Source organism: Halomonas ramblicola (genome assembly GCF_030409215.1).
Taxonomy (GTDB): Bacteria; Pseudomonadota; Gammaproteobacteria; order Pseudomonadales; family Halomonadaceae; genus Halomonas; species Halomonas ramblicola.
Map to the genome: position 1 here is coordinate 21,682 of NZ_JAUFPL010000012.1, position 20,645 is coordinate 42,326.

Sequence of the window (20,645 nt, forward strand, 5' to 3'; positions counted from 1 at the left end):
GCACCATGCACGCACCGCTCAGGGGCGCTGGTGGTCGGCGATCTCGGCGCCGATCTCCTCGTAGTAGCGCAGGGCGCCGGGATGGAAGGCGATCGGCGTGGAGTCGACGCTGAACTCCACGGTGGTGTCGTTGGCCGCCGGATGCACCTCGATCAGCTCGTCGGTGCGCTCGAAGAGCATCTTGGTGATCTGGTAGGCCAGTTCCTCGTCCATCTCGCTGCTGACGGCCAGCACGTTGGGGATGCCGATGGTCTGCACGCCCTCTTCCATGCCCTCGTAGAGGTCGGCACGCAGCTCGTAGGGGGCGAACACCGAGACGGCCTCGCGGGCCTTGGCCACTTCCTCGTCGGACAGGCCGATCAGGCGGATGTCGCGGGTGGTGGCCAGGTTGAGGATGGAGCTGGTGGGCGGCCCCACGCTCCAGAAGCCGGCGTCGATGTCGCCGTCACGGATGGCGTCGGCGGTCTCGTTGAAGTTCAGGCGCCGCGGATCGAAGTCGTCGTAGCTGATGCCGTTGGCCTCGAGCAGGGCGCGGGCGTTGAGCTCGGTGCCGCTGCCCGGCGCACCGACGGAGACCACCTTGCCCTCGAGGTCGGCGAGCGACTCGATGTCGGAATCGGCCAGGGTGACGATCTGCACGGCATTGGGGTAGACGGAGGCCAGGGCACGGATGTTCTCCAGCTGGCGGCCCTCGAAGTCGCCGGTGCCGCTATAGGCCTGGTGGACGGTGTCGGCCAGGGCCAGGGCCAGGTCGGAGTCGCCGCGCCACACCAGCCCCATGTTCTCCACCGAGGCGCCGGTGACCTCGGCCACGGCATCGTACCCTTCGATGTGCTCGCCGATCATCTCGGCCAGGCCACCGCCCAGGGGGTAGTAGGTGCCGCCGGTGCCGCCGGTGGCGATGGAGAGCTGCTGCTGGGCGACCGCCAGCGGGGCCGTCGCGATCAGCGAGGCGGCGACGGCATACTTGAAGACTTGCATGGCATTCCTCCGGTCCTGGAACCAGGTTGTGGTGTTGTCATTGTCGACGCCGGAGTCGGATCGACGTCTGGAATCAAGCTAGCACGCCCCCAGCGTGAGAGGCTAACGGCATGATTTCTACGTTTTCCGGGAATATCGGCAATGCCACCATGGTCGTGGGCCGCCTCATCCCTCGACCAGCTCCCGCACCTTGCCGAGGATGTGCGCCCCGATGGGCAGCGCCGAGGTCGCCGCCGGCGACGGGGCATTGCCCACGTTCACGCTGCGCCGGGTGTTGACGAACAGGAAGTCGTCGACCAGCCGGCCGCCCCGCGTCACCGCCTGGGCACGCACCCCGGCCGGCCAGGGCTCCAGGTCGTCCAGGGTCAGGCTCGGACAGTACTGGCGCACCAGTTCCAGGTAACCACGCCGGTGCAGGGAATTCTTGATCTCCGCGAGGCCGGGGCGCAGGTTGCGTCCCAGCACTCGGAGGATGCCCGGGTCGCTGAACATCCGCGCCAGGTCGAGGGGCGAGACATCGCGCCAGCGATAGCCCTCGCGGCTCAACGCCAGCACGGCGTTGGGCCCCACCGTCACCCCGCCGTCGATCATCCGCGTCAGGTGCACGCCCAGGAAGGGCATGGCGGGGTCGGGAATCGGGTAGATCAGGTGGTCGACGATGCGATCGTGCCTGGCCGGCAGCCGGTAGTACTCGCCGCGGAAGGGGCAGATGGTGAAGCCCGGGTTCTGGCCGAGCATGCGGATCACCCGGTCGGCCATCAGCCCCGCGCAGGAGACCAGGTAGCGGCCACTGATGGCGTCACCGCCGGTGTTCACCACCACCTCGCCGGAGCGCTCCTCCAGGGCCGTGACCTTGACGCCGTAGCGGATCTCGCCGCCCAGGCGCTCGAACTCCGCGCCCATGGCACGGGCCACCTCGGCGAAGTCGACGATGCCGCTGGAGGGCACGAAGATGGCGCCCAGGCCGGTGATGTTGGGCTCGCGCTCGGCCAGCTGCTCCGCCGAGAGCCACTCGCGCTCCAGGCCGTTGGCCGCGGTGCGCTCCCACAGCGCCTGCATGCGACGCATCTCCAGCTCGCTGGTGGCCACCAGCAGCTTGCCGCAGCTGTCGTAGGCGATGCCGTGGGCCTCGCAGAATGCCTTGGTGGCGCGGTTGCCCTCCAGGCAGAAGCGCGCCTTGTGGCTGCCCGGGGTGTAGTAGACCCCGGCGTGGATCACCCCGCTGTTGCGACCGGTCTGGTGGCGGGCCGGCCCCGCCTCCTTCTCCACCAGCAGCATTCGCTTGTCGGGCCAGGCCTGCTTGAGCTGCATGGCGGTGGACATCCCCAGGATGCCGCCACCGATGATGATGAAGTCGTACATGCCGTCTCCCTGGTCGAAGGCGTCTCGGGCGAGGCATTTACAGTGCCACGAAAGGATCATCCAATCGACACTGGCAAAATCCCCGGATAGCCCCCATAGTGTCCCTGTCGCAACCGCCTACTGGAGCATCATGAGCACGGCACGACCTTCCCGATCCGCGGACCTTATCGACCCTCCGCGAAGCAGCCCTGACCTCGATGTCAGGGACTTGGAACAACGTACACGCCTCATGCGCATCGTGACCCGGCTGATCGCCGTGTCAGACCTCGGCAGCCGCGAGATCGCCCGCCGCGCCGGCCTGCCGATGCAGAAGATCAGCGACCTCCTCTCGGGGAAGCTGGAGCACCTCTCCCTCGACGAGCTGCGCCTCGTCCACCGCACCCTCGAGCACCACAGCACCACCCACTGAACCGCTCGGTCATGGCCATACGCCCCTCTCGGCGGGGGCGTGGTCCCGAGGGGCCTCAGCCACTCGCGAGATAGTGCACGCTGAACAGCCCCTCGGCATCGCTCCACACCGCGCTCGGCCGATAACCGGCGCGCCTGGCCAGGGCCTGGAACCCCTCGCGACTGTACTTGCAGGAATTCTCGGTATGCAGCGTCTCGCCTGGGGCGAAGTCGAAGCGGTGCCCATCGATCACGAGGGCCTGCCGGCACTCGCTGACCAGGTGCATCTCGATGCGCGATGCCGCCGTATCGAAGAAGGCGCGATGCCGGAAGTCGTCGGGCGCCACCGAGGCGCCCAGTTCCCGGCGCATGCGCTCCAGCAGGTTGAGATTGAAGGCCGCCGTGACACCGGCGGCATCGTTGTAGGCCGCCTCGAGGACACGCCGGTCCTTGACCAGGTCGACGCCGATCAGCACGCCACTGCCCCGGGGCAGGGCCTGGCGTAGCCGGGCGAGGAAGGCCTCGGCCTCGGTCGGGGTGAAGTTGCCGATGCTCGAACCGGGAAAGAAGGCCACCACTCGCCGCCCCTCGAGACCCACCGGCAAGCACAGCCGCTCCGAGAAATCCGTCCAGGCCGCGTGCACCTCGAGCCAGGGGTAGTCGGCCGCCAGGCGACGGGTGCTCTGCAGCAGGAAGTCGTGGGAGATATCCATCCCCAGGTAGCGACGCGGTCGCAGCGCCTCCAGCAGCAGGCGTACCTTGCGACTGGCCCCGCTGCCCAGCTCGACCAGCAGCGCTTCCGGCCCGACCAGCGCGGCGATCTCCTCGGCGGCGTCGGCCAGGATGCCCTCCTCGGTGCGGGTGAGGTAGTACTCGGGCTGGCGACAGATCTCCTCGAAGAGCAGGGAGCCGCGTCGGTCGTAGAAATACTTGGGGGCGAGGCGCTTGCGCGCGAGGCTCAGTCCGGCGATCGCGTCGTCCCGAAACGACACCCCCGTCGCATCGACATGCTGGTCATGGAAGCGCACTGCACTGGACATCGAAACCCCTCGCTGGCGACAGGATGGCGTCCCGCCGGTAGGATCCATCCAGGCAGGACACGCGACCGCTTTCCCAATCTAGAGCGAGACACTCCATGCAGCAACCGCAGCAGCCGGTGTTACGGGATATCGTGCTGGTCGGCGGCGGCCACTCCCACGTCGGCGTCCTCAAGCGTTTCGCCATGAAGCCCGAACCCGGCGTCAGGCTCACCCTGATCTGCCGCGATACGCACACCCCCTACTCGGGCATGCTGCCGGGGTATGTCGCCGGGCATTACCGCTACGACGAAGTGCATATCGACCTGCGCCGGCTGGCGGAGTACGCCGGGGCGCGCTTCTTCGGCGACGAGGCCGTCGGCATCGACCACGCTGCCCGCCGGGTGCTCTGCCGGGGGCGCCCCCCGGTGCCCTACGACCGGCTGTCGATCAACATCGGTTCGACGCCGCGCGTGGGCTCGGTCACCGGGGCCGGCGATCACGCCGTGCCGGTCAAGCCCATCCATCGCTTCAACGACCGCTGGCAGTCGCTGCTCGAACGCCTCAAGCGCCACCCGGGCCGGACCCGGGTGGCGGTGGTCGGGGGCGGCGCCGGCGGGGTCGAGCTGCTGCTGGCCATGCAGTACCGGCTCCGCCGGGAACTCAAGGCCCTGGGCCGCGATCCCGGTGAGCTGACCTTTGCCCTGTTCACCCGCGGCGAGCGCCTCCTGCCCACCCATAATGCCCGCGTGCGCGCCCATTTCGACGCCACCCTGGCCAGGCGCGGTGTCGAGGTCCACACCGCCACCGAGATCATCGGCGTCGAGGGGGGACGGCTGCAGGGCGCCGACGGCACCTGGCACGCCGCCGACGAGATCGTTTGGGTCACCGATGCCGGCGGCGCCGCCTGGCTGCGCGACACCCGCCTGGCACTCGACGACGACGGCTTCATCGAGGTGGACGATACCCTGCAGTCGTTGAGCGACCCGCACGTCTTCGCCGCCGGGGATATCGCCCACCAGGTCAACCACCCCCGGGAGAAGGCCGGGGTCTTCGCCGTGCGCCAGGGACGCCCACTGGCCGACAACCTGCGCGCCGCCGTGACCGGCAAGCCCCTCAAGGCCTACCGTCCCCAGGCGCAGTGGCTGGCGCTGATCAGCACCGGCGACCGGCATGCCGTGGCGTCACGCGGCGGACTCTACCTGGCCGGCGACTGGGTGTGGCGCTGGAAGGACGGCATCGACCGGCGCTTCATGGCCAAATTCAACGACCTGCCGCCGATGGAAGGCGAGGCAATGCGGACGCCCCGGCCCAGCAAGGTGGCCCTCGACGCGGAGGAGAACGCCCAAGCGATCTCGGCCATCGCCATGCGCTGCGGCGGCTGCGGGGCCAAGGTCGGCGCCTCGGTGCTGTCCCGGGCCCTCTCGACCCTCCAGCCGGTGGACCGGGACGAGGTGCTGGTGGGCCTGCACGCCCCGGACGACGCCGCCGTGGTGCGGGTGCCGCCGGGCAAGGCCATGGTGCATACCGTGGACTTCTTCCGCGCCTTCATCGACGACCCCTATGTGTTCGGCAAGGTCGCCGCCAACCACGCCCTGGGCGACATCTTCGCCATGGGCGCCGAGGCCCAGACCGCCACCGCCGTGGCCACGGTCCCCCAGGGACTCGAGGCCAAGGTCGAGGACACCGTCTTCCAGATGATGAGCGGCGCCCTCGAGGTGCTCAACGCCGCCGACTGCGCCCTGGTCGGCGGGCACACCGGCGAGGGCAGCGAGCTGGCCCTGGGCTTCGCCGTCAACGGCCTGATCGATGCCGACGGCGATAGCGCCCTGACGAAAGGCGGCCTGCGCCCGGGCCAGGTGTTGATCCTGACCAAGCCCATCGGCACCGGCACCCTGTTCGCCGCCCATGCCCGGCTGGCCGCCCGGGGGCGCTGGATCGACGCGGCGCTGGCGAGCATGGTCCAGTCCAGCCGCGAGGCCGCGGCCTGCCTGAGGGAGCACGGCGCCACCGGCTGCACCGATCTCACCGGCTTCGGCCTGCTGGGCCACCTGGTCGAGATGACGCGCCCCTCGGGGGTGGATGCCGAGCTCGACCTGGCGGCGCTGCCGCTGCTCGAGGGCGCCGAGGAGACCGTCGCCGCCGGCATCCTGAGTTCGCTGCAGCCCGCCAACGTGCGCCTGCGCCGAGCCCTCCGCGACCAGGCGGCCTGGGTCGCGCACCCCCGCTACCCGCTGCTGTTCGACCCCCAGACCGCCGGCGGCCTGCTGGCCAGCGTGCCCGCCGAACGCGCCGCGACCTGCCTGGACGCCCTGCACGCCCGGGGCTACGCCGGGGCCGCCGTGATCGGCCGCGTCCTCGAGGCCGGCGAGGCACTGGAGCCCATCCGCCTGAGGGACGGCGCTTGCCGAGTCAGGGGGTGAGCCCGCAGGCGGCGATCACCCGCGCCAACCCTTCCCGTTCGGCCTCGGGGCGGAACAGCGGCGCGCGCGCCTGCACCTGCCGCCGGAGCCCCTCGACGAAGGCCGGGGTCGCCTCGGCATGCAGCAACAGGTCCCTCAAGGCCGCGGTATCCGCCACCGGGAAGTAGCCGGCGTACTCCTCGCCCAGCAGGCCGCGATTGCCGGGGATCGCCGAGGCCAGCACCGGCAGGCCGGCCACGCAGGCCTCGCTGACCACATTGGCGCCCCCTTCCATGCGCGAGCTGATCACCATCAGCCGGGCCCGGGCCATCCACTGGCGCACCCGCCAGCGGGGCAGGTCGCCGAGCCAGCGGTAACAGGGGTTGCGGGCCATCTCCTCGCGGGCGGCATCGGCCCAGTCCGGGCTGTGCGCGGCCCCCAGTTGCACCACGCGCAGCCGCGAGGACGCCGGCAGGTCGCGAACGGCCAGGGCCGCACGCAGCGAGTCCTTCTCCTCGCGCAGATGGCCGGCGACCAGCACCTCGAACCAGCGGCGGCCGGCCTGCGGGGCACCGGGCGGCAGGGGTAGCGCCGACTGGTGGACGACCTGCAGGCGCGACAGGAAGCGCGGCGGGAGGTCCTCGGCCAGGCAATCGTGCAGGCCGACCAGGGCATCGCTGGCCTCGAGGCTGTCGCGAAAGATCCCGGGATGGCTGTGCTGGAAGCGGTAGACGTCGGTCCCGGTCAGCACCACCACCAGCGGGCACGCCGGGAAGGCCTCGCGACAGGCACGAATGGCGGCATGGCTTCGCGTGGCATGCAGCGCCAGCACCAGGTCCGGTGGCCGGCCGGCCAGGCGGCAGGCATCGGCCCCCTCCCCGGATCCCGAGACCCGCACGCGGCACCCCAGCTCCCGCAGCCGCCCCGCCCAGCGGGTCGCCGTGGCCCGGTTGCCGGCATGCGACCCTCGACCCGCCGGTGTGATCAGGGCTACCTTCAATGCCATGGCACCTCCAGCCTTTTCCTTGCGAGGACAGCATGCCTTTCACACCAGTCAGCACACCCCCGACACCGCCCAGGGCCGCCGACGAGCTGGCGGCGATGCTCATCGATGCCCGCCAGCGCAGCCTGGCCCTGATGCAGGACATCCTCGAGGCCCGCGACCTCGGCCCGCGGCTGGCGATCGTCAATCCGCCGCTGTGGGAACTCGGCCACCTGGGCTTCTTCCACGACCATTTCGCCCTGCGTGGCCTCCATGAGCTCCCCGACTACCAGCTCGCCGGCGCCGACCGGCTGTACGACTCCAGCAGCATCGCCCATGACGACCGTTGGTCGCTACCGCTGCCGTCACGCGAGGAGACCCTGGACTACCTGTCACGGGTGCAGCAGGCCATGCTCGAGCGCCTGCCCGACGGCGACGCCAGTGCCGCCCAGAGCTATGTCTATCAGCTCACCACCCTGCACGAGGACATGCACGGCGAGGCCTTCCTCTACACCCGCCAGACCCTGGGCGACCCGCCCCCCGCGCTGGGCACGCCACCCAAGGGGCACCCCGCCGCCGGGGCCCTGCCCGGGGACGTCGACATCCCCGGCGGGCGCCATCGGCTGGGCTCCGACGCGACCCTGCCCTTCCGCTTCGACAACGAGAAGCCGCCCCTGGAGGTCGAGGTGGCACCCTTCTCCATCGCCCGGGCGCCGGTCACCAACGCCGACTTCGCCGCCTTCGTCGACGACGGCGGTTATCAACGGCGCGAGCTGTGGAGCGAGGCCGGCTGGCAGTGGCGGGAACGTCAGGCGCTCCAGGCCCCGGTCTACTGGCGCCGCACCGACGCCGGGCACTGGGAAGAGCGCGCCTTCGATCACTGGCGGCCGCTGGCCCCCCATCAGCCGGTCGTGCACGTCAGCTGGTACGAGGCCGAGGCCTGGTGCCGCTGGGCCGGCCGCCGCCTGCCCAGCGAGGCCGAATGGGAGGTCGCCGCCAGCCGGGAGCCGAGCGCCGACGGCCGCTCCCTGGCGCCGGGCAAGCGCCGCCATCCCTGGGGCGAGGCGCCGCCGGACGCCGGCCTGGCCAACCTGGACGGCTGGCGCCTGGGGCGCCTCGACGTGGCTGCCCTGGCCGAGGGCGATAGCGCCTTCGGCTGCCGCCAGATGCTGGGCAACGTCTGGGAGTGGACGGCCTCGCCCTTCGGTCCCTTCCCGGGCTTCCAGCCCGATCTCTACCGCGACTATTCGGCCCCCTGGTTCCGCGAGGGCCGCTACGTGCTGCGCGGCGGCGCCTGGGCCACGCGGTCACGGCTGATCCACACCGGCTATCGCAACTTCTTCACCCCGGACCGTAACGACACCCTGGCGGGCTTCCGAACCTGCGCCGTCTGAGAGGCGTTGTCACGGCATTATCCGGTATCATGCCGCTGCCGCCGGCGCACCCCTTCATGATCCACCGAAAGGACTCCGACCATGCTTCGATGCCTGCCGCTTGCCCTCGCCCTGCTCCTGGCCTCCTCCCTGGCCGCCGCCCAGCCCCTGGTGTTCACCGCCATCCCCGACGAGGACGAGACCCGCCTCCAGGAGCGCTTCCAGGCCGTGGCCGACTACCTCGCCGAGGAGCTCGACGTCGAGGTGCGCTTCGTGCCGGTCACCTCCTACGCCGCCTCGGTCACCGCCTTCCGCAACAACCAGGTGCAGCTGGCCTGGTTCGGCGGCTTCACCGGGGTGCAGGCGCGCCAGCTGGTGCCGGGCTCCCGAGCCATCGCCCAGGGCGTGGAGGATCCCGAGTACAAGAGCTACGTCATCGCCAATCGGGCCACCGGCCTCGAGCCGCATGACGGCGACAGCGCCCCCGAGGCGCTGCGCGGCCTGACCTTCAGCTTCGGTTCCCGCAGTTCGACCTCCGGACGCCTGATGCCGGAATACTTCCTGCGCCGCGACCTCGGGGCGGCGCCCGAGGAGCTGTTCGAGCGGGTCGGCTTCAGCGGCAACCACAGTCGCACCATCGCGGTGGTGCAGTCCGGCGCCTACCAGGCCGGGGTGGTCAGCTACAAGGCCTGGGAGAACGAGGTGGCAAGCGGCAGCGTCGATGACGAGCGCGTCCGGGTGATCTGGGAGACACCGCCCTACCCCGACTATCAGTGGACGGTGCGCGGCGACATCGACGAGCGCTTCGGGGACGGCTTCACCGACCGCCTGCAGCAGGCGCTGCTCGACATGGACGATCCCGACCTGCTGGCCCGCTTCCCGCGCTCGGGCTTCATCCCGGCCGAGAACGACGACTACCGGGAGATCCTCGAGGTCGCGCGCTCCCTGGAACTACTCGACCGATGACCCCGCTGGCGCTGGAGGACGCCGTCGCCAGCTATGGCGCGGCCCGGGTGCTCGGCCCGCTGAGCCTGACGCTGGCGCCCGGCGAGCGACTGGCGCTGGTCGGCCGCAGCGGCGCCGGCAAGTCGACGCTGCTGTCGGTGATGTATGACCGCTGGCGCGACCAAGGAGCCGCCCTGATGCCCCAGGACCTGGGCCTGGTGGCCACCCTCTCGGTGTTCCACAACGTCTACATGGGCCGGCTCGACCGTCACCCCTGGTGGCGCAACCTCCTCACCCTGGTGCGCGCGCGGAAGTGCGACGTCACGGAGGTCGCCGCCCTGCTCGGCCGGCTCGGCCTCGACGACAAGCTCTGGGCCCCCTGCGGCGAGCTCTCCGGCGGGCAGCGCCAACGCGTCGCCGCGGCGCGGGTCATCCACCAGGGCGGCGGGATGCTGCTCGCCGACGAGCCGGTCTCGGCCCTGGATGGTCCCCTCTCCGAGGTGGTCCTGAGCGCCCTCACCGACGCCTATCCCACCGCCGTGCTGGCCATGCACGACGTGGAACTGGCGCTGCGCTTCTGCACGCGAGTGATCGGCATCCGCGACGGCACCATCGCCGTCGACCAGCCCAGCCGGCGCCTGTCCGCCCACGACCTGCTGCCGCTCTACTGATCATGCCGCTGACCGCCACCCGTCGCGTCACCCTGGGACTCGTCCTGCTGGCCGTGGCGTGCCTGCCGTTCGGCGACTTCGAGATCAGCACCCACGCGCCCTGGGAGGCGCTGGGCCACCTGTTCATGGGGTTGATCCAGCCCGACTTCTCGCGCGTCGACTCCCTGGGCGAGGCCCTGTTGCGCACCCTGGCCTTCGCCTTCACAGGGGTCGGGCTCGGCGTCGTCTCGGGCATGCTGCTGGCGCTGCTCTTCCGGCATCTCTGGGTGCGCACCTTCTGCGCCTTCATCCGCGCCATCCACGAACTGTTCTGGGCGCTGATCTTCCTGCAGTGCTTCGGCCTGCACCCCCTCACCGGGGTGCTGGCCATCGCCATCCCCTACGCCGGCACCTTCGCCAAGGTCTATGCGGAGATCCTCGACGAGGGCGACCCGCAGCCGGAACGCACCCTGCCGCACCGTGCCGGGCGGCTCTCGGCGCTGGTCTACACCCGCATCAGCCAGGCCTGGCCGCACCTGGTCAGCTATACCGCCTATCGCCTGGAGTGCGGCCTGCGCTCCAGCGCGGTGCTGGGCTTCGTCGGCATGCCGACCCTGGGCTTCCACCTCTCGGCCGCCTTCGCCCAGGGCCACTACGCCACGGTGGGCGCGCTGCTGCTGCTGTTCTACGCCCTGATCGCCTCCCTGCGATGGTGGGCGCGGCCCCGGCTGCTGCCCCTCTACCTGCTGGTCTCCCCCTTCCTGCTGGGTACCGGGTTGCCGATCACCTGGAGCAACGTCTCGCGCTTCTTCACCGAGGACATCGTGCCCGCCCCGCTGCGCCACGGCGAGGGGCTCGGCGGCCTGCTGCCCTGGCTGAGCGAGCTGCTCGTCCACCAGGCCCTGCCCGGCATCTGGCAGACCCTGCTGCTGACCCAGATCGCCCTGGTGCTCACCGGCGTGCTGGCGATGGCGCTCTTCCCGCTGATCTCGCGGCATTTCACCGGCCGGCTGGGCGGCACCCTGGGGCACGGCCTGCTGGTGGTGATGCGCTCCACCCCGGAATACCTGCTGGCCTTCATCCTGCTGCAGCTGTGGGGGCCCTCGATGCTGCCGGCGGTCGTCGCCCTGGCGCTGCACAACGGCGGCATCATCGGCCACCTGGTCGGACGCCGCAGCAACGAGGTCCAGCTGCGTCAGGACGCCCCCGGCGGCATGGACCGCTACGCCTACGAGGTGGCGCCCCGGGTCTACGGCCCCTTCCTGGCACTGCTCTTCTACCGCTGGGAGATCATCATGCGCGAGACGGCGATACTCGGCATTCTCGGCATCGCCACCCTGGGCTTCCACGTCGACAGCGCCATCCAGGAGCTGCGCTTCGACCGCGCCATGGTGCTCATCGTGATCACCGCCCTGCTCAACATCGGTGTGGACATCCTCGCCCGGCGGCTGCGTGCCCACCTGCGCCTGAGCCCCACCGCGCAGAGCGAGCCGTGACCGGCCCGGCAATCAGGCAAGAACGCCCCCGCCGGCATGCCGGCAGGGGCGTTCTCGTGACCAGGTTTCAGGATCAACTGACGGCATGCTCTTCATGACGGTGGAACTGCATCGAGAGATCGAATCCACAGGCCCGCGCATATCGCTGAATGGTCTTCCAGCCAGGATTGCTGTCACCGCGCTCCAGCCGGCTGATATTTCCTTTCTGGGTATGCATGCGCCGCGCCAGCTCCTCCTGGGTCAAACCAGCCTGCTGACGCATGCTGATCAGGGTAGTGGCCAGCTCGAACTCCGGTGCAAGCCGGTCATACTCGGCCTTGACGGCCGGGTTCTGGAGCGCCTTCTCTTTCAGTGCTTTCAGACTCATCTCTGCTGCACCTCTCGCTGCCGTAGACGGGCAAGTTCAAGCGCCTGACGGGGCGTCTTCTGACTTTTCTTCATGAAGGCATACAGGATCACTATGTGACGTCCCTCCCTGTAGCAGAACAGGGACCGTCCGATGCCCTCCTTTGCCTTTGCCCTGATCTCGAATAGTCCATCTCCCATCGGTTCCGTATGTGGAGGCCCGAGGTTGGCACCATGCTGTTCCACCATCTCCAGCAGTCTCAGCATCTTGGCCTGTATCTTGGGTGGCATAGCGAGGATGTCGTCCTCAACCCCGGCATAGAAATCGATCTGCCAACTCATCCGGGCCATCCTTGGCAAGAAAAGGTTATCAGATATGATAACACGGCAACAGAAAAGTTCAGCCTCTCATGCGGCACCCCTCACTCCGCCTGGTCGGTCACCGCCCCGGTACTGGCGGAGCTGACCAGGCGGGCGTACTTGGCCAGTACGCCGCGGGTGTAGCGCGGCTCGGGCTGGCGCCAGGCGGCGCGGCGGCGCATCAGTTCCTCGTCGGAGAGATGCACCTCGATGAGGTCGCTCTCGGCGTCGATGGTGATGGTGTCGCCGTCCTCCACCAGCGCCAGGGGCCCGCCGTCGAAGGCCTCGGGGGTCACGTGGCCCACCACGAAGCCGTGGCTGCCCCCGGAGAAGCGCCCGTCGGTGATCAACGCCACGTCGCTGCCCAGGCCGCGCCCCATGATCGCCGAGGTGGGGGTCAGCATCTCGCGCATGCCGGGACCGCCGCGGGGCCCCTCGTAGCGGATCACCACCACGTCGCCGGCCACCACGCTGCCGTCGTTGATGCGGGCCTGGGCCTCCTCCTCCGAGCCGAACACCCGCGCCGTGCCGGTGAAGCGGGTGCCCTCCTTGCCGGTGATCTTGGCCACCGCGCCCTCCGGGGCCAGGTTGCCGTAGAGGATGCGCAGGTGACTCTCGGCCTTCTGCGGCGCCGACAGCGGGGCGATGATCTGCTGGTCGTCGGGGTAGGAGGCGATGTCCGCCAGGTTCTCGGCGAGCGTCCGGCCGGTCACCGTCAGGCAGTCGCCGTGCAGCATCCCGGCGTCCAGCAGGGTCTTCATCAGCGGCTGGATGCCGCCGATCGCCACCAGCTCGCTCATCATGTAGTGGCCGCTGGGGCGCAGGTCAGCCAGCACCGGCACGCGGCGGCCGATCGCGGTGAAGTCGGCGAGCGAGAGGTCCACGCCGATGGTGCGGGCCATGGCGATCAGGTGCAGCACGGCGTTGGTGGAGCCGCCCAGGGCGATCACCACGGTGATGGCGTTCTCGAAGGCCCGGCGCGTCATGATGTCGGAGGGCTTGATATCGCGTTCCAGCAGTTCGAGCACGGCGGCCCCGGCGGCGTGGCAGTCGTCGCGCTTCTCCCGCGATACGGCATTCTGCGCCGAGCTGCCCGGCAGGCTCATGCCCAGCGCCTCGATGGCCGAGGCCATGGAGTTGGCGGTGTACATGCCCCCGCAGGAGCCGGGGCCGGGAATCGCCGTCTCCTCGATCTGCTTGAGCTCGATCAGATCCAGGTCGCCGCGGGAGTGGGCGCCCATGGCCTCGAACACCGAGACGATGTCGGTGTGCCCCTCGCCGGGCAGGATGGTGCCGCCGTAGACGAAGACGCTCGGCCGGTCGAGCCGCGCCAGGCCCATCAGGCAGCCGGGCATGTTCTTGTCGCAGCCGCCGATCGCCACCAGGCCGTCGAAGCCCTCGCAGCCGGCCACCGTCTCGATGGAGTCGGCGATCACCTCCCGCGACACCAGCGAGTACTTCATGCCCTCGGTGCCGTTGGCGATGCCGTCGGAGATGGTGATGGTGTTGAACACCACCCCCTTGCCGCCGGCCGCGTCGGCGCCCTCGCGGGCCTGCTCGGCGAGCTCACCGATGTGGCTGTTGCAGGGGGTGACCATGCTCCAGGTGGAGGCGACACCCACCTGGGGCTTCACGAAGTCCTCGTCGCTGAAGCCCACCGCGCGCAGCATGGCGCGGCTGGCCGCCTTGCCGGGGCCATCCACCACCGGGGCGGAGTGGCGGCGACGGGGATCCTGGGGGGTATCGCTCATGGCAGGGCCTCCTCTGGCCGATCGGGATTGACCCTCAGAGGGTGGCTGGCGGCGGCCGGCCTGGCAACCCGCCCGGGGCGACGGTCCCACCCTGCCGGCGATGGTCTCAGCGGGGGTGGACGGCATCGTGGAAGGCCCGCTCCCGGACCACGGTGTCGCGGAAGCGCTCGGCCAGGCGCGCGAAGGCCGCGTCATCCAGCCCCGCCGCCTCCTCGTCCAGGCGCCGGCGCAGCCAGGCCACGAAGTCCTGGAAGGCCGGGTTGTCGTGCAGGTCGATCCACTCGCCCATCAGCGGATGCAGCCCCTCGGCGCGGGTGATGCGGATCGCCCACTCGAGGTACAGCCACTCGGTGACCACCAGTACCGCCAGCATCTCGGCGTAGCTGCCACCGTGCCCGGTATCGTGCAGCAGGTCGCGAAACGCCAGCGTGGCCGGCAGGTAGTCGGGCGCCTCGCGCACCGACTGCGGCACCTCGAAGGCCTCGAAGGTGCGCTGGAAGGTATCGTTCTCGTCGCTGGTCAGCATGCCCATGAACCGGCCCAGCACCACGCGATCCGCCATGCCCGGCGCATGGCCGATGGCGTGGCCGATCAGCGCGGTGAAGGGATCCACAAAGCCGTAGTCCTGCACCATGTAGGCGGCGAAGGCCTCGCCGGAGAGCCGCCCGGCGGCCAGGGCATCGAACAGCGGATGATTCACGGTCGCCGACCAGTCCGGCTCGCTGATCTCGCGAAGCCAGTCGGTGATGCACGGCGCCTCGCGGCCGCTGGCCCATTCGTTCCAGGTCGCACGCGTGGTCATCGGGCACCTCCTTCACTGGCCAGGGGAGAACGCGACGCCGGCCGCCACCAGGCGATCAGCAGGCTGACCAGGGTGGAGGCCAGCAGGGCGCCGAGGAAGGGCAGCAGGGTCGGGATGCCGCCCGGGAAGCTCGCCGCCAGCAGGCCGGCCGCCAGGCCGCCCTGGGCCACGGCCCCGGGCAGCACCGCACCGAGCAGGCCAGCGATGCCGCCGGCCACCGCGGCCAGCGGGCCCATGCGCCGCCACAGGCCCAGCAGCACCGGCACCACAATGGCCGCACACAGCAGGTCGGCGATCAGGAAGAGGCGCAGCACCGACAGCCCCTGCAAGGCGATCCACACCACCGGCACCATCAGTGCCACCGTGACCAGGCGCGCCGCCCTGACGGAGAGCCCGCGCCTGCCGGAGCCGGCCACCGCCAGGGAGGCGATGGCGTTCTGCAGGGTATCCACGCTGGAGGCCACCAGGGTCACGGCTAGCACCAGCGCCGGCAGGCCCAGCCAGCCCGGCGCCTCGGCGAGCAGCGCGAAGAACGGGATCGGCGGCTCGCCCAGCGGCAGCGCATGCATGGCCGCCAGCATGCCCAGGGCGCCGATCGCCAGGATCACCACCAGGGCGCTGGCCCCGCCCAGCAGGGCGCCACGGCCCAGCGCCCGGTCGTCCTCGGCCGCCCAGATGCGCTGCCAGTAGCCCTGGTGGAAGAGGTTGGCCGCCGTCACCGCGATGACCAGGGTCAGCGCCACGGAGAGCGCGCTGCCGGCGGGTGCCGAGGGCATCACCGCCTCGGCGGGCAGCGGTGGCAGGCGCCACAGCGCCACCCCGGCGACCAGCGCCAGCAGGGCCAGCAGCAGCCACGCCTGCCAGCGGTCGGTGGCCAGGCTGGCGCGCAGCCCGCCCAGCACCGTATACACCAGGGTGACCAGCGCCACGCCGATCACCACCAGCGCCGGCGGCACCTCGGAGAGCAGTGAAGCGATGGCACCGATGGCGGTCAGTTCCGCCGCCAGGAAACAGGCCATGTAGAGGATCGACACCAGCGACACGAAACGCCGCACCCCGGGGCCGTAGCAGGCCTCGGCGAACTCGCCGATGCTGCGACCCTGCGGCAGGTGGCGGCGGATTGCCGGCCCGTAGAGGCCCAGTACGATGAACGGCAGCGACGAGCCGATGGCGTAGCCGGCCAGGGCCACCGGGCCCACGAAGGCGCCGATCTCGGGCGGCGCGAAGAGGATCCAGGCGCCCATGCTCGAGGCCAGGAACGACAGGCCGATGGCCTGGGCGCCCTGGGAATTGCGGGCGGTCACGTAGTCGTCGAGGGGGCCGTCGGCCCGCCGGGCCCGCAGGCCCAGGAAGGCAAAGCACAGTAGCGCCGCGCCGAGCACGGCAGACGTCAGGTAGGGCATGTCGCGCTTCCTCCGCCGGTATTAACCGGATCAGGTTCCAGGGTCGGCGCTGGTGGCCCTCTCAGCCCGCGCGGCAAGGTGCGGCGGGACTCCCCTGGCGACAGTGAATGTATTGTGGGGATCCTCCCTCAAGTCCCGGCCGCCTGGCCGATAACGGAAGGATCGAGAGCCATGATAGCGCATGCGCCCGGCTCTAACGACCACCCCCGGAACCCCGCCATGCCCTACACGGAAGCCAAGGAACACGCCCCCGGCGTGAGCGTGCTGGTCCTCCACGAGAGCCAGCTGGAGCCGGTGCTGGCGCTACTTCGCGAAGCCCTGCGTCACTATTGACGATCGTCAGCCCTGCTCCCGCGGCACCCGGCCCATCAGGTAGAACTCCTCGTTGGGCGGGGTGCCGGCCAGGGTGACCAGGCGGTTGGACATGCCGAAGAAGGCGGCGATGGCGCCGATGTCCCAGATGTCATCGCGGGTGAAGCCGGCGTCCGTGAGGCGCGCCTCCCACTCCTCGGTGAGCTCGCCCACCTCCAGGCCGCTGTGGAAGGCGAAGTCGAGCATCGCCCGATGGCGCTCGCTGAGCCCGGCCACCCGGTGGTTGACGGCCACCTGGTCGGCGAGCAGCGGATCCTTGCTGTAGATGCGCACCAGGGCGCCGTGGGCCACCACGCAGTAGAGGCAGCGGTTGCGCGCGCTGGTGGCCACCACGATCATCTCCTTCTCGGCCTTGGTCAGGGTGTCGGACTCCCGCTCCATCAGGGCGTCATGGTAGGCGAAGAAGGCGCGGAACTCGTCGGGGCGGTGGGCCAGCATCAGGAAGACGTTGGGCACGAAGCCGGCCTTCTCCTGCACCGCCAGCATGGCGTCACGGATATCCTCGGGCAGGTCGTGGATCGAGTCGGGAACGGGAAAGCGGCTGATGGGCTGGGTCATGGAGGCTCCTGGGGTTGTCATTGTGTAGTGAAGGCTACAAGATCGCAGCTTACGTTAACGTAAATAATTGCCCGTAGGTGTAAGAGCTTAGCCACCTCACAGCGCACCAGCCCTCGGGCACTACGCCGGGCGCGCCTCCTCAAAAAGTTCTGCGGGTATCGGGTACTCAAGCTCCCAGGTCATGGCGATGGGGCGATTGCCCTTGTAATTTTTCAGCGCCTTCGCCGGGCCCAGAAAGATAAATGGCGCCGTCTTGCCATCGATGCGTTTGGTCAAGCGAGCAAAGAACAGGATAGTATAGCCCCGCTCCAGGAAGTGAAGGTAGTTTTGGCCGGTAGCACTCACCTGCGAGGTGTTCGACTGGCTTTCCCAATGAAGCAGGGTACGGCTGATGGGGTAGTCACGATAGCGGGTGGTCGGAGAGAAGTCCCGCTCGTCTTTCTCAAAGGTCACAAGATGGATATAGGCCTTGAGGTCTTTCGCATGGATAACCCCCTGCCCAGTTGGCCCCGGCCTCTCCAGGCTCGCCAAACCGAGCGCCGACTTAATCTCGGCGGTGCCGTAGGCACCATGCAGCAGTAGGTTACTGTCGAAGGGGATGTTCTCGAGCTTTCGCAGAGGAACATGCTGGTGGGCGCGCCGCCAAGCGGCTATCTCCGCTGCGTCTTTGGCCACGCTGGGATTGGCTTGCCATTTCTCCAGCGACTGATCGAGGTCCTGTACGCCGACGCTCTCCCCCTTTTTTCCCCACAACAGATAATGCAGCGTCGTTTTCTTCGTATCGTCGTAACAACCAGGTGGCTCCGTCACCTCTGGGAAGTTCTTACCAAGCGCTTCGATGGCCTTGAGCAGTTCTGGGTCGGTACGTAGGGCAATGCGCGCCAACGCCTTCCTCGCCTGGAGGAGATCCGGATCATCGGGTAGAGACTGCTGATGTGCTATAGCCTTCCACTCGGACCAGCTGCGACGGGACAGAACCTGAACCGGTGAGAGCCCAGTCACCTCCACAAAGCGACCGAAGGTCAGCGGCTGACCAACCTCCAGAGGCCAGGTACGAATCGTCTCGAGGATAAAGTGATTAAGATCGTCGAGAATAGCGCGAATCTTACCGAGCACCCGCTCGCGTGCCACGCGCTCTAACTGAATGCTGCAGCCCGGCGGTAAGCTGGGAAAATCTGCCTCCACTTCACGGTCCAACCGCTGGCGCTGCCCTGAGAGCAAGGCAGTGAACTTAGAATCCAAGCGGTAGCGCCGGTGGGTTTGCCCGACGAAATCCAACACTGTCAGGCACTCCTTGCCGGGAGCATGGCGCAACCCACGCCCCAGTTGCTGCAAAAAGACCGTCAGGCTCTCCGTCGGTCGAAGAAACATCACCAGATTGATATCGGGAACGTCGACCCCTTCGCTCAATACATCGACGGTGAACAAAAAAGGCAAACGCCCTTCGCGAAAGTTGCGCAATCGCTCCGTGCGCACTTCGGTGGGCGTGCTGCCCAACAGCACTGCCGAGGCATAGTCGGATCCTAAGCGGTTGAAGCAATCGGCCATATACTCCGCGTGGCGCACACCGGCACAGAAGCCCACTGCCCGCATGCCGTCAAGATCCGGCTGATAGCGTTCAAGCGCCTGCAGCACAGTGTCGACGCGCTGCCGAGCCCGAAAGTCATCACCGGTCAGCAGGACCTCTAACTGCCCAACATCATAGCGGCCATTTCGCCAAAGACTGTCGTCACTAAGGTCAATGCTGTCACTGACACCGAAGTAATGGAAGGGGCAAAGCAGCTTCTCCTCTAGCGCCTCTGGCAGACGGATCTCTGCCGCCAATTCATCCTCGAAGTCCGGCAGGATACTGCTACCATCCATCCGCTCAGGCGTCGCTGTTAGCCCCAGCAGAAATGCCGGCTCAACCTCTTTACTTAAAGCATGGTAGCTGCCTGCCGCAATATGATGCGCCTCATCGATTACAATATATTTAAAGTAATCTTTCCCCAGTCTCTCCCATGGGCGACGGTTATTGAGAGTTTGCACGGAAGCGAACAGATACCAATGTTCAGTTGGCTCATACTCACCGACCCAGAGCTCACCGAAGTTCTGGTCACGCAGCACCGTACGGAAGCAGGCCTGGGCCTGTTCCAGGATTTCCTTGCGATGTGCCACAAAGAGCAGCGGTATTCTGCCACCCTCGCGCTCACAGGTACGGCGATAGTCGAGCGCAGAGATGACTGTTTTTCCCGTACCGGTGGCCGCAACCACGAGATTACGATGAGATCCACGCTGACGAGCTGCATCCAAGGATTCCAGAATACGCAGTTGGAACGGGCGCGGGGTGATCTCGGCGAAGAACGCCACCCCGCTACGATCTCGAGCCTTATGTGCGGCTATGGCCTTTCGGAAACGACTGAAATCTTTTTCGGTAAAGGGCTCGAACTCGTCACTTTCCCAATAGGCGGAAAACTCGGCAACAAAGCGATCTATAATGTGCGCCATATCCTGCGCAGTCACCTTAACCGTCCATTCCAGCCCCTGAGTCATGGCCGAATGGGACATGTTGGCCGAACCGATATAAGCAGTGGAGTAGCCGCTGTTGCGCAGAAAATGATAAGCCTTGGCGTGCAGTCGGGTTCCGCCGGTATCATAGGAAACTCTCACAGAAACATTGGGTTGCCTGGCCAGCCACTCCAGCGCCGCTGGGTCGCTGGCGCCCATATAGCTGGTAGAAATCAGGCGAACCGGCATGCCACGCTCGGCGAGGCGCTCGAATGCCGGCATGAGGAGTCTCAAACCCGACCATTTGATAAAGGAGACAAGAATATCGACGCCATCTGCCGTAGTCATCTCGGCACGCAGCTCATGTTCCAAAGGCGGATCATGTCCCAGGCCGGTGAGGAGGGCACTCGTGGCCAGCGGAGTGATAGGACGTGGAAGCGTCTCTGGTACTCTCCCTAATGCGGTGAGCAAAGGCCTATCGGTACTCAGAAGACGCTTACGAGCCAGATAGTCAAGGCCATCGGTCGCCGACAGCAGATCGATCAAACGGTTCAGGAGCGGGAGGCGCTGTTCGGCGTCAAGAATTCGGAGCGCCTGCATCAGCAACTGGCTGACGAACTGGGTATAGGCATAGGGTGCTGATTCATCATCCAGTGCCTTTAACACCGGCTTTAGCTCCGGGTGAACCGTCAGTTGTTGCTGAAGCTCCTCATCAATCAGCCTTTCGTAAAGCCCTGCGGATAGCTGGTCCATGCCTTGCTCCATTCCCTGCGATGCGGTGGCAAGCCGCTTTGGCATCACAATGCGGCTTAACGGCTAAGGACATCAACATAACAGGGATCGGCACCCAAGGCGCCCCAACGCAGCGCTCCTCCCACGGGGATTGCCCCACGATGCGAGGTCGGCCACTATCGCTCCATGGGGGCCGGCCGTCCCTCTCGACCTGGGAAGCGGCTAGGCTCACGAAGCGGTG

General features: G+C 68.1%; 17 protein-coding genes. 6 read left to right on the forward strand and 11 right to left on the reverse strand.

All coding sequences use genetic code 11. From position 1 onward, the window contains the following. Positions 1-18: 18 nt before the first annotated feature. Complete coding sequence (locus tag QWY80_RS02430) at positions 19-981, reverse strand: TAXI family TRAP transporter solute-binding subunit (protein ID WP_290229082.1); 963 nt, start codon at positions 979-981, stop codon at positions 19-21. Positions 982-1,146: 165 nt separating this feature from the next. Continuing rightward, on the reverse strand, positions 1,147-2,343 hold the full coding sequence (gene lhgO, locus QWY80_RS02435) for an L-2-hydroxyglutarate oxidase (protein ID WP_290229083.1): 1,197 nt from the start codon (positions 2,341-2,343) through the stop codon (positions 1,147-1,149). A 130-nt stretch (positions 2,344-2,473) separates the two neighbouring features. On the opposite strand from lhgO, the gene QWY80_RS02440 reads away from it, so the two are divergent. After that, positions 2,474-2,752 (forward strand): XRE family transcriptional regulator, encoded by a 279-nt coding sequence (locus tag QWY80_RS02440; protein WP_290229084.1) that lies wholly within the window; start codon positions 2,474-2,476, stop codon positions 2,750-2,752. A gap of 55 nt (positions 2,753-2,807) precedes the next feature. On the opposite strand, the gene egtD is transcribed toward QWY80_RS02440, so the two are convergent. Next, a complete protein-coding gene (gene egtD, locus QWY80_RS02445; protein ID WP_290229085.1) occupies positions 2,808-3,770 on the reverse strand; it encodes an L-histidine N(alpha)-methyltransferase in 963 nt (320 codons plus the stop codon). A 95-nt stretch (positions 3,771-3,865) separates the two neighbouring features. On the opposite strand from egtD, the gene selD reads away from it, so the two are divergent. Continuing rightward, positions 3,866-6,169, forward strand: coding sequence for a selenide, water dikinase SelD (selD, locus tag QWY80_RS02450; RefSeq protein WP_290229086.1), 2,304 nt, complete (start codon positions 3,866-3,868; stop codon positions 6,167-6,169). Here selD and senB read toward each other — a convergent pair. Further along, a complete protein-coding gene (gene senB, locus QWY80_RS02455; RefSeq protein WP_290229088.1) occupies positions 6,159-7,154 on the reverse strand; it encodes a selenoneine biosynthesis selenosugar synthase SenB in 996 nt (331 codons plus the stop codon). The genes selD and senB overlap by 11 nt on opposite strands. 32 nt (positions 7,155-7,186) lie before the next feature. Here senB and senA point away from each other — a divergent pair, with 32 nt between their 5' ends. From senA to QWY80_RS02475, 4 genes are all read left to right on the forward strand, one after another. Continuing rightward, positions 7,187-8,524, forward strand: a complete 1,338-nt coding sequence (gene senA, locus QWY80_RS02460) for a selenoneine synthase SenA (protein ID WP_290229089.1) — start codon at positions 7,187-7,189, stop codon at positions 8,522-8,524. Between the two features lie 81 nt (positions 8,525-8,605). Beyond that, positions 8,606-9,469: a putative selenate ABC transporter substrate-binding protein gene (locus QWY80_RS02465; RefSeq protein WP_290229090.1), complete on the forward strand. Its 864-nt coding sequence runs from the start codon at positions 8,606-8,608 to the stop codon at positions 9,467-9,469. Then, on the forward strand, positions 9,466-10,119 hold the full coding sequence (locus QWY80_RS02470; protein WP_290229091.1) for an ATP-binding cassette domain-containing protein: 654 nt from the start codon (positions 9,466-9,468) through the stop codon (positions 10,117-10,119). Before QWY80_RS02465 ends, QWY80_RS02470 begins: the two co-directional genes overlap by 4 nt. 2 nt (positions 10,120-10,121) lie before the next feature. Continuing rightward, positions 10,122-11,594, forward strand: coding sequence for a PhnE/PtxC family ABC transporter permease (locus tag QWY80_RS02475; RefSeq protein ID WP_290229092.1), 1,473 nt, complete (start codon positions 10,122-10,124; stop codon positions 11,592-11,594). A 73-nt stretch (positions 11,595-11,667) separates the two neighbouring features. On the opposite strand, the gene QWY80_RS02480 is transcribed toward QWY80_RS02475, so the two are convergent. From QWY80_RS02480 to QWY80_RS02510, 7 genes are all read right to left on the reverse strand, one after another. After that, positions 11,668-11,961 carry a helix-turn-helix domain-containing protein gene (locus QWY80_RS02480; protein ID WP_290229093.1) on the reverse strand — a complete coding sequence of 98 codons (294 nt, stop codon included), beginning with the start codon at positions 11,959-11,961 and terminating at the stop codon, positions 11,668-11,670. Beyond that, on the reverse strand, positions 11,958-12,281 hold the full coding sequence (locus tag QWY80_RS02485; protein WP_290229094.1) for a type II toxin-antitoxin system RelE/ParE family toxin: 324 nt from the start codon (positions 12,279-12,281) through the stop codon (positions 11,958-11,960). The genes QWY80_RS02480 and QWY80_RS02485 overlap by 4 nt, the downstream gene beginning before the upstream one ends. 80 nt (positions 12,282-12,361) lie before the next feature. Then, the gene (gene ilvD, locus QWY80_RS02490) at positions 12,362-14,050 is read right to left on the reverse strand and encodes a dihydroxy-acid dehydratase (protein ID WP_290229095.1); all 1,689 of its coding nucleotides are present in this window, start codon (positions 14,048-14,050) and stop codon (positions 12,362-12,364) included. A 106-nt stretch (positions 14,051-14,156) separates the two neighbouring features. Next, positions 14,157-14,852 (reverse strand): TenA family protein, encoded by a 696-nt coding sequence (locus QWY80_RS02495; protein WP_290229096.1) that lies wholly within the window; start codon positions 14,850-14,852, stop codon positions 14,157-14,159. After that, positions 14,849-16,255 (reverse strand): SLC5/6 family protein, encoded by a 1,407-nt coding sequence (locus QWY80_RS02500; RefSeq protein ID WP_290229097.1) that lies wholly within the window; start codon positions 16,253-16,255, stop codon positions 14,849-14,851. The genes QWY80_RS02495 and QWY80_RS02500 overlap by 4 nt, the downstream gene beginning before the upstream one ends. Before the next feature lie 339 nt (positions 16,256-16,594). After that, a complete protein-coding gene (locus QWY80_RS02505) occupies positions 16,595-17,185 on the reverse strand; it encodes a peroxidase-related enzyme (protein WP_290229098.1) in 591 nt (196 codons plus the stop codon). 120 nt (positions 17,186-17,305) lie between these two features. Beyond that, positions 17,306-20,425, reverse strand: a complete 3,120-nt coding sequence (locus QWY80_RS02510) for a DEAD/DEAH box helicase (protein WP_290229099.1) — start codon at positions 20,423-20,425, stop codon at positions 17,306-17,308. Positions 20,426-20,645 lie beyond the last annotated feature (220 nt).